Annotated in this window: 13 protein-coding genes and 2 pseudogenes; all 15 read right to left on the bottom strand. The window is 33.7% G+C overall.

Annotated elements, in window-relative coordinates:
- Nucleotides 1–41: 41 nt before the first annotated feature.
- The 15 genes and pseudogenes from VL047_RS02740 to VL047_RS02670 all read right to left on the bottom strand — a co-directional run bounded on the left by VL047_RS02740 (nucleotide 42) and on the right by VL047_RS02670 (nucleotide 14,684).
- Complete coding sequence (locus tag VL047_RS02740) at nucleotides 42–1,169, bottom strand: hypothetical protein (protein ID WP_325358280.1); 1,128 nt, start codon at nucleotides 1,167–1,169, stop codon at nucleotides 42–44.
- A 310-nt stretch (nucleotides 1,170–1,479) separates the two neighbouring features.
- Nucleotides 1,480–1,758 (bottom strand): BF3164 family lipoprotein, encoded by a 279-nt coding sequence (locus VL047_RS02735; RefSeq protein ID WP_325358669.1) that lies wholly within the window; start codon nucleotides 1,756–1,758, stop codon nucleotides 1,480–1,482.
- Nucleotides 1,759–1,846: 88 nt separating this feature from the next.
- On the bottom strand, nucleotides 1,847–2,512 hold the full coding sequence (locus VL047_RS02730) for a BF3164 family lipoprotein (RefSeq protein ID WP_325358278.1): 666 nt from the start codon (nucleotides 2,510–2,512) through the stop codon (nucleotides 1,847–1,849).
- A 226-nt stretch (nucleotides 2,513–2,738) separates the two neighbouring features.
- Nucleotides 2,739–3,827 (bottom strand): 6-bladed beta-propeller, encoded by a 1,089-nt coding sequence (locus VL047_RS02725; RefSeq protein WP_325358276.1) that lies wholly within the window; start codon nucleotides 3,825–3,827, stop codon nucleotides 2,739–2,741.
- A 162-nt stretch (nucleotides 3,828–3,989) separates the two neighbouring features.
- A complete protein-coding gene (locus VL047_RS02720; RefSeq protein WP_325358274.1) occupies nucleotides 3,990–4,319 on the bottom strand; it encodes a hypothetical protein in 330 nt (109 codons plus the stop codon).
- Between the two features lie 110 nt (nucleotides 4,320–4,429).
- The gene (locus VL047_RS02715) at nucleotides 4,430–5,575 is read right to left on the bottom strand and encodes a 6-bladed beta-propeller (protein WP_325358272.1); all 1,146 of its coding nucleotides are present in this window, start codon (nucleotides 5,573–5,575) and stop codon (nucleotides 4,430–4,432) included.
- A gap of 3 nt (nucleotides 5,576–5,578) precedes the next feature.
- Nucleotides 5,579–5,947 carry a hypothetical protein gene (locus VL047_RS02710; RefSeq protein WP_325358270.1) on the bottom strand — a complete coding sequence of 123 codons (369 nt, stop codon included), beginning with the start codon at nucleotides 5,945–5,947 and terminating at the stop codon, nucleotides 5,579–5,581.
- 608 nt (nucleotides 5,948–6,555) lie between these two features.
- Entirely contained in the window at nucleotides 6,556–6,726 is a 171-nt protein-coding gene (locus tag VL047_RS02705; RefSeq protein ID WP_325358268.1) for a hypothetical protein, read from the bottom strand.
- A gap of 168 nt (nucleotides 6,727–6,894) precedes the next feature.
- Complete coding sequence (locus VL047_RS02700) at nucleotides 6,895–7,956, bottom strand: 6-bladed beta-propeller (protein ID WP_325358266.1); 1,062 nt, start codon at nucleotides 7,954–7,956, stop codon at nucleotides 6,895–6,897.
- A complete protein-coding gene (locus VL047_RS02695) occupies nucleotides 7,943–8,170 on the bottom strand; it encodes a hypothetical protein (protein ID WP_325358264.1) in 228 nt (75 codons plus the stop codon). The genes VL047_RS02700 and VL047_RS02695 overlap by 14 nt, the downstream gene beginning before the upstream one ends.
- 413 nt (nucleotides 8,171–8,583) lie before the next feature.
- Nucleotides 8,584–11,214, bottom strand: a complete 2,631-nt coding sequence (locus tag VL047_RS02690; RefSeq protein ID WP_325358262.1) for a hypothetical protein — start codon at nucleotides 11,212–11,214, stop codon at nucleotides 8,584–8,586.
- A gap of 206 nt (nucleotides 11,215–11,420) precedes the next feature.
- Nucleotides 11,421–11,748 (bottom strand): annotated as a pseudogene (locus tag VL047_RS02685) (transposase); the annotation flags it as partial.
- 36 nt (nucleotides 11,749–11,784) lie between these two features.
- Nucleotides 11,785–12,912 carry a 6-bladed beta-propeller gene (locus tag VL047_RS02680; RefSeq protein ID WP_325358260.1) on the bottom strand — a complete coding sequence of 376 codons (1,128 nt, stop codon included), beginning with the start codon at nucleotides 12,910–12,912 and terminating at the stop codon, nucleotides 11,785–11,787.
- 220 nt (nucleotides 12,913–13,132) lie between these two features.
- A pseudogene (locus tag VL047_RS02675) lies at nucleotides 13,133–14,013 on the bottom strand (IS982 family transposase).
- A 320-nt stretch (nucleotides 14,014–14,333) separates the two neighbouring features.
- Nucleotides 14,334–14,684 (bottom strand): hypothetical protein, encoded by a 351-nt coding sequence (locus VL047_RS02670; protein ID WP_325358258.1) that lies wholly within the window; start codon nucleotides 14,682–14,684, stop codon nucleotides 14,334–14,336.
- Nucleotides 14,685–14,886: the final 202 nt, after the last annotated feature.

The following is a 14,886-nucleotide window of genomic DNA, read 5'->3' as shown; positions in this document are numbered from 1 at the left end:
ATATAATTAAATAGCAGCAATTTCCTTTAATCATTACTATCTCATTTATTTGGAAATTGGTATACTAATAATTGTGAGTTCATAGAATCAAAACACCAAAGCTTATCGTCAATAATTTTTAAAGGTGACACACTTCGTGATTCGGTCTTGAATATTCGATAAGTTTTATCCATTAAATTTACGGAAACCAAATTCAATTTTGCTTTTGTATTGGCTATTTTAGCATCCATTACATCCGCAGAATCATCTACCTCAACACCTTCAAATTCAGCAATATGAAAGTAGATATTGTCTCGATCATCAATAACAGCCGACATAAATAAAGAACTGAAAGGTAATTTCTTCATGATCAAATACGCTTTATTGATTTGAGGGATTCCTCCTCTCAGATCTATCGAGCTTACTTTCTCTCCTTTCATATTATAACTATTGATAAGATATTTATTAGTCGGAAGAACATAGAATAAAGAATCAAGAACATTACTTTTCAAAACCGACATATTTGTTATTATTTTTGCTGAAATTGCGGAATCCAATTCGGCATGAAGATCTGTTACAGGGACAATTTCGTCGATTTTATTGGCCTCGCCACCGCGCAGGTCATATCTGATTATTTTCCTTCCTTTATCCGCAAACATATTAGTTACATAAGCAACAGAATCTGATATAAATGAATCATTGATATTCATTGATATGAACCAAAGTGGTGGGTCATTATTAGGATAGCTCATGAGGAAATCCCCGTTTGAACTGAAAGTCTTCAACAGATTCGGTCCTTGGGAATTGCCGACTAGAAGGTTGTTATCAGAGACATACAGACTGAATATCTTAAATAGTTGATCAGGTCCTGGCCCTCCGATTGAAGTTTTATATTTCAGGGTTTCTTTATCGATAACATGAATCACGCTTTGTTTGCTGTCAGCAAAGTAAAGCATATCACCAATCTCTTCCATATCAACGATAACCCCTACGGGAATTTTCGATCCATCAAATATGTCAATTTCTGCTATGAGCTTGAGAGAGTCTAGAGACTGGCCAATCTCCTTAAATTGCACCTGTTCTGCACCTTCCGGATAATCACCATCTTGAATAGTAACCGAATTGCTTGCGCAAGAAAAGAAAAGCATGGATGTAAGAATAATAAGCAGGGTATTATATTTCTTGATCATATACTGAAGATAATTTATATAAAGTGCTACAAGCTTTCTTGAAATGAGTCAAACACACATGACAATGGCTGCTGCCGTCCTACAAATCTTTTGTAATTTCTTTTCATAATATTTATAATTTTTAGGCACTTACACATACTTCTATTACACAGACCCGATGTTTCATTACATATCTTATAATTGATTTAATTTTTCAACAACTCACACAAATTAAGTCAATGATCGAAGAAATTAGCTTCGTAAAATAAGGCTTTCCTGTTCGGCATCCAACCTTGATTTTCATTTTATATATTTACGCACGGTAAATCAACTAATTAAGTTCATATTGAATTATGCTCCCAATCTCCTTCTCTGTCATTTCACCTCCATATAATTTCTCGTCATTATCATTAGCGGCAAGAAATAATAGTTTCTTATCTGTTGATATATTTTCAATATGATTGCCATCCCAATCAAAAACGATAACCTGCGAAATTTCCCCTGTATGTTTATTCTCGAAGTCACTTAATGATTTTCCGTAGTACAAGAAATAAACATACTTATCTGTAGCATATGCATCATTAACAAAGACTGTATTATTAACGGAAATATTTTTTGTATCCGTTTCAACAGAAGGGATATAATCTTCTGCGATATTATCATTTAAACGGAAAGATTTTAAAACGTTTCCATCTCGGTCAAGAAAAAAAAATAGAATTGTAGTACTTCATGCCGACAGCTATTACATCACTCCCGCCCCCAATTACAAAAGAATTGTTCAGTAGCAATTGTTTAAAATCACCCATCTCCGCAGACGTTTTAATGAAATTTGGGGGTTCTATCCAGTTAATCTTCTCATTATCCTTATAGAATATTATTCCATCACCAGATGAGGTGTTATTCCCATATATTCTATTTCCTGAAAAAATGATATTCTTTGAGCCCATAAATTCTGCTCCTAACGGTACAGTTTCATTTGCATTTAATGTAGCGCTAATTTGGTTAAAATGTTTTGCTTGCCCTGTAGGTTCTGACATCGTAATCTTTGCTTTATCCGACTGAGAAAAAAAAGGCATTGAAACAAAGTCATTAGGCCCTTTCCCTTGTATCCCTGTTGAAAATAAAGGTTTGTATGTACTTAAATCATAAGAATAAATAAAGTTAGTATTACACATATCAACCAATATCAACATTGAATCGACCAATTCAATATCATAGAAACAACTTGAATCAATTGAATTAATAGCCTGACCTTTTAAACTTAGAGACTGAGTCAGATCAATTAGTTCACTTGATTTCGTTTTTTCTGATTGACAAGACGATATGAAAAAGAATAAGATTATACAGATAGATAAGTATCTCATGAATTTTTAAGTCAGATAAGAGAGTTATAGTTTATATATTAGAGCTGTTATAAGCCCCTTTTTAGTCATCGTTTTCTAAGAAGGGGACAAATTGATAATAATTTACGATTGCCTTATGGCGGTAATTCAACAAAGTAGCCAAACATAGAGCAATAAAAAAAATGAAAAAAATTATATTCCTTATCATATTAGACCCATTTAAAAACCATACACCTTATTCCGTTCCTTATAAAGTATAAAGAATAATAAAAGCATTTACAGAAAAGACATCTTTCGATAGGTTTTCAAGTAATTTCAAGTTTTCCAAACCTTGATCTGTTACCCGTCCTTTCTGTTTTATCAATCGTTGAATAAATTCTACATTAGTTGATATGTTCTCAGGATAATATACACCAACCAACTTATTTTCATATTGGGTTATTGGATTAGCAAAAATCATATTGCTTACATCATCAAAAATATTATATGAATTTATAACTGTTTTACTCTTTTTATTATAAAAAACGGGATGAAGTATGTATCTATAATAATAATTGAAAAACAAATAGTCTTCAATATGATGAACATTATTAACATTAAATGCAAAGTCCTTATCAACACTAGCTTTATCAACGTAAATCATATTTTTATATAATTCCAAGCGATCCTCTTCAGATACTCGGTATTTTCCAAAATCTACCAGATAAGATGCTCTTATTTCATCCTTATTCAGCATGTAAATAGTATCATTTAATGACAGATGGAAAGGTACCAAACCATCACTAGATGCACCTGAAAACAAACCTGTAACACTCGCTGATTCAAAAGCAACATTTGATGGAAAGTAACCCACTTGTCCTTTATAATCAAAACTATAAACATTCAGCTCATACTTTGATCCTGTTTTAGGAGAGCTTCTATACAAATAATAATAATCATCTTGCACAGCAAAATTTTCACCCTGAAATTCTATTTTCTTATCTTTCCTAAGATAATTCCCATCATAGTCATAAAAATATATTTCACTAGGATTATAATTATAAATCAGAACTCCTTTCTCATTTACATCAAAACTTGTAAGATCCAGATACTCATCTTTTCCCTTCCCTAAAGTCCCAATTGTATAAAGAAATTTCCCTTGAATATCAAATACGAGTAACGATGAATGATATTTATCTTGTATATAAATCCTGTCCTTATAAATTTTCATTTTTTGAACTTCCCCTATGACACCATTTTCTGTAAATTCCAATGGGACTACCTTCACACTCTTTACGAAGTTTGATAAATGAACTATTGAATCTTGACCTGGCGATTCAATTTTAATAGTTTCCAAATCTCCTTGAAATTGCTATTACTTTTACTCTTATTATTACAAGCGTAAAAAACAAATAACAACAATAAATAATAGAGTTTATTAATCATAATCTAAATTCATCTAATAAATATTTATACAGATTTAAGAGTTCACTCCACTTAAATCTGTATAAAAAATAACTTACAGCTTTATTGATATTGGACAATCCCTAGGAGTACACATTGTATCACCGTTAGCCTTACAAACTATTTCACCTTTATCTAAAGTCACAGTAAGTGAACCTGAGACAGGTACAGTATAAATAATGTCAAGAATCTTAAACTTTGCATTATACTCTCCTTTTAATGTATAATTACACGGTTCTGTGCTCCTCTTATAAATTGCACCACCTGCTCCACTCTCTCCCTGAGCAAATGAACTCACCGTTGCCATCTCCCAATGCCCTTGTTCATTTTTTTCAACATTTAATAACATCACACCTGTAAATAAGACGATAGCTGCTACAGTCATACTAATCTTCTGTATGTTTTTTATATTTGTATTTTTTAATTTATTTAAAAAATCGACCTTATCTCTAATTAAACACAAGATTTCTGCTACCATTGGATAAACACCTACTATCAATCCACCTTATAAATCATAATAATTGGATTATCTGTCTCTTTAACATTAAACAACTTTGTTTCATTTGCTTTCAGCAGCTTTTGATCAAATTGATTAAGTTCAGATAAGGAATGTATTTTTTCGATTAAAGTAATTGCCGAAAAATAGCTATACAGCTCGTTGTTATAAAGATCCAATATCTCACGGAAGAAGAGTTCACTTTCTATTCCTCTGTAACTAATTTCGAATCCAGTATGTTTATTATAAATATAATTATAGCTAGAACCCTTTTTATACATTCTAAAATAAGTATAGCTGTCATTTTCTTTATAATTATTAATAAAGCCAGTATTCGGATTGCTTAACGACTTTATTACAAAATCATTAAGCGAAGTAAACTTCTGTTCATAGAATACTTTTGGTGTTGTAGATCCCTCAAAAACTGGTTTTTCCTTATTAATGATTGAAGAAGATGAAAGTGTATATATAAAATCATCGTAGGTTACTAATTTTATCCCCCCTCCTATTCTCAACAATCTCCTACCCTCAGAATATTTAATATTCCTAAAATTGTCTTTAACTGGAAGTGCTGTTGATGTTATATTCAATTCATTGTCACAAAATATCAAATTATCGCAAAATTGTTCATTGCAATGATTGTCAGCAAAGAAAACATATCCATTTTCAGTTTTGACAAAAGACCCCGCAAAAAATGGAACACTTTTCGAACTCAAAAACTTACCATTCATATCATATAGAATAAGCCTTCTATGATCGTAAATTTCAATTCCGTTTGTGTTCTCATATACTCCAAAGTCCACAATGTAATTGTATTCATCTGGCCCTCTCCCTTTTTTGCTAATTCTATTAATGTAATTCCCCGATTTATCAAAAATAAAGATACTCTCCTGTTTCCTATCTAATATATAAACACGATTTTCTCCAACCTCAATTTCATCAATCCCCTCCAAAACAACACCTTGTCTAGTTTCAAGTGGAATAAATTGAACAGATGATATTCTGCTTGTATCCAACATTTTGTCTTCTACAAGAGGAGGTATTTCAATAATAGTTTCAATTTGCGTCTCTTCATGACTTTGCCGACTAAAAGAGGAGCATGAAATTGAAAATATGAAAACCAATATTATAATATTAGCTTTCATTTATTATATGCTAAACAAACCAATTTCATCCTTGAAACAACGATATGGCAATAAAGTCGAACTACAATAATTATATATCGCTATTGGATCACCGGTCCTAATATTTTCATAGTTAGCAACTTCTATTGTAAAACCCTTATAAGTCAAACCTAGTGTTGCATCATATACGACATCGCCCTTTTTAACAACAATAACTAAATTTTCCGAAAACCAGCTAAAGTCTCCACTCTCCCCTCCCCCCTGAGCAAACGAACTAACTGTTGCGACTTTCCATTGACCATGGTCATTTTTCTTAACACTTAATAACATTACACCAATAAATAAGACGACAGCTGCAACAGCAATGCTAATCTTTTGTAACTTCTTCTTCATAATTATATTTTTTTATATAAATATCATCAGTATTATCAACACAATCAAGATATTACTTATCTATTACATATACACCCACTTCTATTCTATAAACCTTGGGTTCTATTACATATTCTACATAAATCAATGTAACATTTTCAAAGTTTGTATTCAAATCAAAGTCAAGAATCAAATATTTAGTCCCCTGAGAATCGCATCTCATCCTTTTGACTTTATGTTTCCAAAAGACTCTAAGTTCCTATTTCTGAATAGTAAAAGAAAGCTTTTAACTTTAAAATTCAACTCTACCTTTTTCTCCTTTTTATGAATCATTTTTAAATAAGCTCTGTTGATTATTATCGATTGCGATAATTTAATGAATCCTGAGGGAAAACAATATTACGTATGGTCAATTTAAAAAGTATCTCGGGATAGTTGACTGGAAAATACTCATCGATCACTAATTGAGTACCACAACGTGCCCATGATTAAGGTATTAGCCGAAGATACTATGAAGAATTATTATTGAGAAGCATCTGAAAGAGTTTAATGTCAAGCAATTCAAGAAGTCTGATATCTATCTTTCCGAATTGGATTATCATTCATCACTCAATTCGGATTTTTAAGGACTACGTACCAACCGATCGCCATAAAGGCCAACAATGATGTAATGAAGCATCTGGAACTGTCTCACAAAATGGACTTTTGACAGAGATAGAATATTTAAAAACAATAAGATTATCATTTTCAGGGACAAAAGAAACATTAATACTTCTCCCATCATCTTCATAGGATTGCATTAAAAGATCATTGTTATGTATTTCCCTTTTCTTAACTTGGATAAACAAATTCTTAATATACTCCTCACTAAACTCAGGAGTAGTTCTCCAATTGCAAGAAATAGAGACAAGAACAAGTATCACAAATAAAAACAAACTATATATATATATTTTATTATCATTATGACTTCAGTTTTTAGAAAAATTAAATATCATCAAAATCGGATTATCGCTTTCCGTAATATTTTCAAGTTTATACTTTTTAACAAGCTCATTGAAAGTCCCATCCGAAGAATTATTCTGCTTCTCAGCAGCAATTTTACTAATTAAATCAACCGGATGTAAAACACATACATACTTGCCAGAATTCGTTATATACATAGAGTATTTGCCTAAATCCCAAAAAATTCCATCAAGCATTACCATAAATTTAGAATAGTCCTGAAAAATTGAAATTTGTTTTGTGTTTTTATTAAATAATGCCTTGCTAACAAATCTTTGTTTATGCTTAATTGAAAAATAACTATACTCTATTATTATATATTGATCATTTTCTAGCCAATCCAACAAATAGGTTAATCGATCACTTTTTATTACTTCTGACTTATTACTAATAGATGGATCATTGAAAATAATTGACTTTTTACCTTGCTCTCCTTCAAACTCCAATAAATACCTTGATTGGATACCATCTTGTGTTATACTCAACACTTCATCCGTAATTTGATCAAAAAGCACCAATGTATCATTTGTATTAGGTATATCTCTAATATTAACAAAGTTCACCGTAGACGTAGGTGTATGTATATCGTCAAAATAAAAAGGCAGATACCTCTGTTCTATCTTATCTGGTGTTTCCACATTTGCCCTTGTCAACCGGAATCCCCTTCCATCCTTTATATCTTCCTCATCTACTTGTAAGCCCTTATAAAAGTAATAATGATTCCCTAATTGGTGAAAACTAAAAAGTCCAGGTGTTGATAAATTTTTATATTCGATAAATTCACCATTAATATCATACTTAATTAGCTTTTGACTCGAATTTGCCAATAACTCAATATTTCCAGTACCTTTATCAATTCTTACATCGTTTATCGATGTATACTCATCTGGAGCATTCCCTATTTTATTAAGTTTTCTAATAAATGCACCTTTCTTATCAAATATGCTAACTGAATTACTCCTAAAATTATCTATAACATAGATAAGAGAGTCATTGATAATTATATTACTTATTTCATCCACCATCATTGGAATCGTTACTCAATCTTACAAATTCAATATTTTCCAAGTTATACGAAATCTCACTCGGATCAACCAAAGGTTGTGGATCAAATGATATAATTTCATAGGATCCTAATTCAGCTTCTTCTTCTTCTTCTTGCTCATGAACTGAGCTTCTTTCACTACAAAAACTAAAGAAAAAAATCAAGATTACATATAAAAAATATTTTATCTGGTTCATCATTATTCAATAAAAAATACACTTAATATATTTACCTCGCAACTAATCAAATTTTACTCTACAACTAATCGCCCCACTACAGTAATTAAACACTGAGTTAGTAAAAGAACACTCCTGTCATAAGTTTCACATAAGTTAACTATCGATACCTTGTCAAGTCCCTCTATAACTAATTTTGGGCTTCCTGTTTCCATATCATAATCCATTATTAATTAAATTCCAATGTAGTTCAATTTTTCCATTTTATTAAAATCATATAAGGTAAGTTTGCGGAGTGCATAATAAAGCTCCCAGTAGATTTGTATTGAGCTGAAATACGTTGATATGGAATTCTCTCTATTGCCCAACTTTTCTTTTTAAACTAAACTCAGAAACCAATGCTTATTAGAATAGTTTAATAAGCAATTTGTGGATTATTCCCATTGTTCATTAAAATATCCTGATCTGTTTTTTGATGGAGATGCATTATCCCAAATTTTATAATCATACCAACCGAAGTCAGATACATCTTGAAAGACAGTAACATTGTTTCTTTCCGGCCAAATATTGAAAGTTCTAGGATTATTGGATCCCAAAACTGCGACATATCTTTGATGATTAGACGGGTTTGGATAGATCAAATAATAACCTAAATTCTGCCCTTGCATTGTTTCATTTCCGATAGAAATAGATTCATTATCGACCGTAATCGGAAGGTCTGCAATCATTTTTTTAATCACCTGATTAGAATTCGTGGAACCTACTAATATGAGGTTGAAGTTTGCCAAATCCTCTTCCGTGAGTACTGTATCAGGCTTTATCCTAAAATCAGTATAATAACGATACTGCCAATCCGTGTTAAGTTTTTCTATGACGTCGTTTATTTTTGTCGACTCCTCAGGAGTACCCGATGTCCCCTGGACAACTATAAAGGCATTATGGAAGATATGGGCAAAAGGCCCCTCAATTCTGGTATTCTTATAGCTTTTGCCATTTGACACAAAATCTATAGGTAGGGTGACTTTACTATGGTGGGTTTTATTCAAAGGCACCTTTTCCCCGTTGTCATAGATCGTCAATGGCGTATTTCCATCATAGGGTAGATTTGAGAGATCCACCGTGTAGCTTACTATATTTGTATGGTTGATGAACAAGGAATTTCCCTCGAGCCTGGCTTCTATATTTGCGGTTTTATTGGCAACGATATGGTTGATCTCGATCCAAAAAGATCGGTTGTACTTCAGTTGATCAGTTGAAAACTTAACAGATAACGGCTGTTTTAGCCTGGGCGACTCACTGAAAAAATGAAACATCTCATCCATATATTCCGCCGAGTAAAAAGTATTAAACTCGGTGTACAGTTTTCTGTATGAAAAATGCGTTAACCCAGCCTTCGTTACCAATTTATTCAATCGATCGCTTGAGGAAATCGGACTATGGGTATCTAAAACGCTATGGATATTCAAAAAAGGCATACTTTGAATATTTTTCAAAAAATTGAGTGGATTGTTAGCATGCTGCCAGATGTTTTCCTCCGATTTGTCATCCGGGATAATCTCTGGAGCAACAATAGCTATAGCCGCAAACTTATCAGGATATTTTACCGCCATTTTCAGCGCTTCGTAACCTGCCCTGCATGCTCCTCTTAAAAACAAGCGGGTTGTATCAATATTGTATGCCTTTTTTATATCATTAATAGTTTCCCATAGATCTGTTACATCAATATTGTTATAATTAGGCTTGTCTACCGTTCTGTTGCCGGGCTCCGCCACAATCATGTTGTATTTATTTGCCATATCAGCAAAGTTGTCTATCAAATCAATGTTTGCGAAACGATTGGTCTCTACTTGCGAAGGAAACCATTTCATAATCGTTGATACCTCGATTACCAATGGAATGGGAACATTCTTATCATAATTTTCTGGAACGTGTAAGGTATAATATTGGCTACCGTCATCGATTTTAGAGCGATAGGATTTCAACAGGGTTCCCGCATCATCTCCTTCTTTACTTTGGTTGCTCATGAGCGCGTATTCCTTTTCCAAATTATCAAACACGAATAGCATGCGTCTGTCCCAATTTCTTATTAAAAACCATTCTTTCGGTAAATTTCCGGGCTTCATCAAAATGTTATACCTATGCAATAGGGCTTTAACATTTTCGTTTTCCATCCCATGAGGTAAACTTTGTACATTGGTTATCAGTCGTTCAAAATCACGTGTAAAATCTTTTGTTTTATAGATTCTATTTGTAAAGGTATCTGTGGGAGTATAAAGTACCGTCTTATAAAAACCATCTGGTAGATTTCCAATGTTTATATTCTGATTGGGAGTTATATCAAAGACGAGATTTTGCACCCCTAAAACTTCAAGTTTATACGTATGTTCCGGAATACCTCCAGAAAGACTAAGAGTGTCATTTTCAATAATATTTTCGGATAGGAACACGTTGCCGAACTGTAGCTCAAAATTCCTTTTATGGCGTCTTATGTTTTCCTTGGATTCTTTTTCTATGGCGGCAAACATAGCCCATCCGCCCCCTGTATTTGCCACTTTAACCAATAGAAAATTTTCACCTTGTTCAAGAGGGAGGTCTATATAATTATGATACGGATAGATCGCTGATCCTCTCTCATCCGTAAAAATATGCTTTTGATTTAACCAGATTTTCGAACCATCATCACTCGAAAAGTTTAGTTTCAATGTTTGGCTACGGGATGATTTTATTATACAGCCCGCATACGCCACGGCATGGGGCGAATCATCATCTTTGATGTAAAATATTTTGTTGAAATCAACAATTATTGTATCTCCTATTTCAGCCGGTTGACCAGCCAACTTTTTTAATTGATCGTACCCAATATTCTCCTCTTTATCAAAGTTAGGGAGATAATTTGTCTCTAATCCAATCTCATCATCGTTACTCTCAAAAGGCCCTACCACATGCCAGTTTTTTATGATAATCCCTTCGTCCCCTATTTGGTCGACGACGTAAGTGGCACGATCGGTAGTGCAGCCAAATAATAATAACAGGAAATAAATGAGGAATTTGCTTTTATTTTTCATTTATGATGTTGGTATATTAGAATATATTTTGTTATAACCAATAAGCGTAATTGGTGACCGTGGATAGCTTCTCAAAGTTTACAAACAAACTTATCTTTTATTCTAAATTAAAAATTAAAATCTCTCTTTTCAATGTATATGTATTTAGTAAGATTTTCAAGTAAAACAATAATTAATAAATATAAATAACAACCCGTTGGGTGAAATTAAATGATTTGAATTTTAATGTTGTTAATGTTCCTGTCGAATACAAACTTGTTCATATACTGGATCAAAGTCATGGCTGTTATTTCGCCAGTATTCTTGTTTTGAATCCGCTAAAGGTTTTGGCATAATTCCTTCTGATCATGAACTGGTCGTATAGTTGAGAGAACAATGTCTCAATTCTTTTCCGTGATTTCCTGAAAATATTAGGCTGCTTTTTATATTCCTTTGATTTGTTCTCATTGGAGTCTCCAAGACAATATTCGCCGACTCAAAAAGATCCTATTGCTGCTCAGCTGACCAATACCCCTTATCTCCAAGAAGCACACATTCAGATAGTTGATGTTTAACATAGTTACCTTGGCTTTATATAGCCACAATGCTTTTCTGCTTATAAAAAATAAGAATAGGATTGTCGTATTCCTTGACATCTAGCGAATTATCGCTACTTCCCGGGTTCGATTTGGCATGTTGTGTATAGGCTTCGGCCGGCAGTATGAACATTATTTTATCGTCATCACCATCATGCGGGTAATAGGTCAGCTTCATGTGTAAAGACAGTTCTTCCACAGATTTATCCCAATGAACCTCGTTTTCCTTCTTGTTGATGGTAAAAAGACCGCCTTGGTTGGCGTGGAAGACAATATAATCACTTGTTTCCCGGATAGAATTAATGCTGTAAATCAGGTTATTCTTCGCTACTTCCCCAAAAAACAGCATCGGGTTGGATGTCGCTTTGTTTATCAGATTCTCATCCAATCCGGCATCAGGAATAGCTAGTTCATACGGGGTTCGTATCTGTTCCTTATCATAACTGAACAGGTTGAAATCAAGCGGGGCAGTGAACCACAATTGTTTGCTCTTCACCATTTGTCTTCCGGAAACCCTTATGGGAAAATCTATTTTCTCATCGCGACCAATCACTCTCCATGTGTTATCCTTCCTATTTAATACGTCAATAAGGTAAGGATAGCAGGAGTAACCTTCCAGTTTATTATGGAAGAATACTTCCTCGTTGTATACATGGATGTTCTCATACAGGCCGTCTACGTTTGATTCGGACAGGAATTGTCCCTGAAGGTCAAATGTGAGAAGTTTCGAGTAATCGTTGTAAATCAATATCTGCTCGGACTGTTCATCAAATGCGATATCCAATATTAATCTCCATTCTCCCGGACCTTTGCCGATTTTGTGGATGTGTGTTTCAATGCGGCCATTGTCAGCATTAATAACAAAAACGGTGTTGTTCTTACCTGAAAGCAGAATGACTTTATCCTGGTATCGGATAACTCTTTTGATATCCGATACCAGGAAAGCCTCGCTTGTCTGAATCGGTATAATCTCAGCGATTTCAAAATGATCCGTGAAATATCCCTCTTCGGTGGGTTCAGCCGGTGGGTTCAATAATTGTTTTCCTTCTTCCACATGCACCAGCTGAGAGGTACAGGCTTGGAACAAAAGGATTAACATACAAAAAAAGATAGGTGTTTTCATGATTGCTAGTTTTTAGTGTTTGTTGAATTAAGCCTTCGATCCATCATTTTGAACTATTTACTTCGTATTTACCGCGTGGTCGGACTGTCGAAAGGGTGACAGTACGAAGCGAGTTTCAAAAGTGGATCGTAGTACATTGTTGATGAATTCTTGACCACTGAGCGTTAAAGACTATTAAAACCAGACACTATATTATAAATTAAGTACCCGTTGGGTGAAATTAAACAATTTGAATTTTGATATTATTAATGTTTCTGTTAAAAATGAATTTATTCATAAACTGAACCAGGGTCATTGCCGTTATTTCTGCCAGAATTCTTGTTTTGAAACCCATAAATGTTTTGGCATAATTTCGTCTGATCATGAATTGGTCGCATAGTTGAGAGAATAGTGTTTCGATTCTTTTCCGTGATTTCCTGAAAATGTAGGGTTGCTTTTTATAGTCTTTTTGATTCATTCTCATGGGAGTTTCCAGAACAATCTTTGCAGATTCAAAAAGGTCCAGTTGCTGTTCAGCAGACAAATACCCCTTGTCTCCAAGAAGCACACATTCAGAGAGTTGATGTTTAACATCCTGCAGATAGTGCACATCATGCACGTTTGCTTTCGTAATACCGAGTGAAAAACTCCGGAAAGGGTACATACCCCATGTAGTTTATAGCCATAGAACCAAGTGTTCTTGGAAGCACGGAAACCTTTCTCAGGAGCTGTCTCATAGTTCTCTTTACAGACCCTTATACGGTTTTGCCGCGCTGTTTTACAGATTTCCAAAGGCATGCTGTCCACTATGAAATAATCTTCCAGTTCTGTAAATCTTGAAGCCATGGCCAATCGGATTGTCTCGGAAAAGCCGAACAGTTTCCTGCGCCTTTTATTAAACTGACTACGCTCGATCAGGTTAGGTATTTGTAAACTGGAAACCTGTCTGAACAAGTCATTCTCACTATCAATGGACATGAATTCTGCTGTTAGGCTCAGGGCAACAACCTCTATATCAGCCATCTTTGGCTTTCTTCCAATGCGACCCAGAGAGCCTGAATCAATGTTTAAAGAATTTATCACTTCCAGAACTTTTAAATAATTATTAGTTATATTTGACATGATATTGGTTTGTTTTGCAACTTCAAGATACTGAATTTCAGTATCTTGACCAATATCTTTCTCGTTTATTTCTAACCTTTTTTCAACTAATTCATTTCACCCAACGGGTAAATTAAGTTCAAAAATTGTCCCGTGGCACCTAGATGATCCTGTCGACATATAAATTGTTACCACAAATCTATCAAAACACTCTTCCAATATTTAAGCATTATGTCCGTCCTAAAGTACGATGAACCTTTTTGAGGACAACAATGCTACATAATACAAAAGTTTCAAGCTAAAGTTATTTCTGAAGTCGACAGCTTATCTCATAAGAGATTTTAAGTAATACCACATCTAAATTCAGTGGACTCATAGCGGTTGAAATCACCACTAACACATTGCAAATTGCCATCACCTAAACAAATAACAGTGAAGCTAATTACATTATGTACCTTGTTCGCTATGCACTCGGTAGTTGTGCCAGTATCTGATATAATAATAGATTTAACTCCGTCTTCCTCACCTCCATCTTCTCCTCCTCCACTCTCCCCTCCCCCCTGAGCAAACGAACTAACTGTTGCGACTTTCCATTGACCATGGTCATTTTTCTTAACACTTAATAACATTGCACCAACAAATAAGACGATGGCTGCTACAACAATGCTAATCTTTTGTAACTTCTTTTTCATAATTATATTTTTTTGATTTCTATAAATGTCATAAGTATTATCAACACAATCAAGATATTGTTTATCTATTACATATACACCCACTTCTATTACATAAACCCTAGGTTCTACAACATATTCTGCTTAAATCAATGTAACATTTTCAAAGTTTGTATTCAATCAAAGTCAAGAATCAAATATTTAGCCCCCCGACAATATCATC

The sequence above is a fragment of the Albibacterium sp. genome (assembly GCF_035514885.1).
GTDB lineage: Bacteria > Bacteroidota > Bacteroidia > Sphingobacteriales > Sphingobacteriaceae > Albibacterium.
The sequence above is the reverse complement of the archived record's forward strand: the minus strand, read 5'-3'. Positions and strand labels throughout refer to the sequence as shown.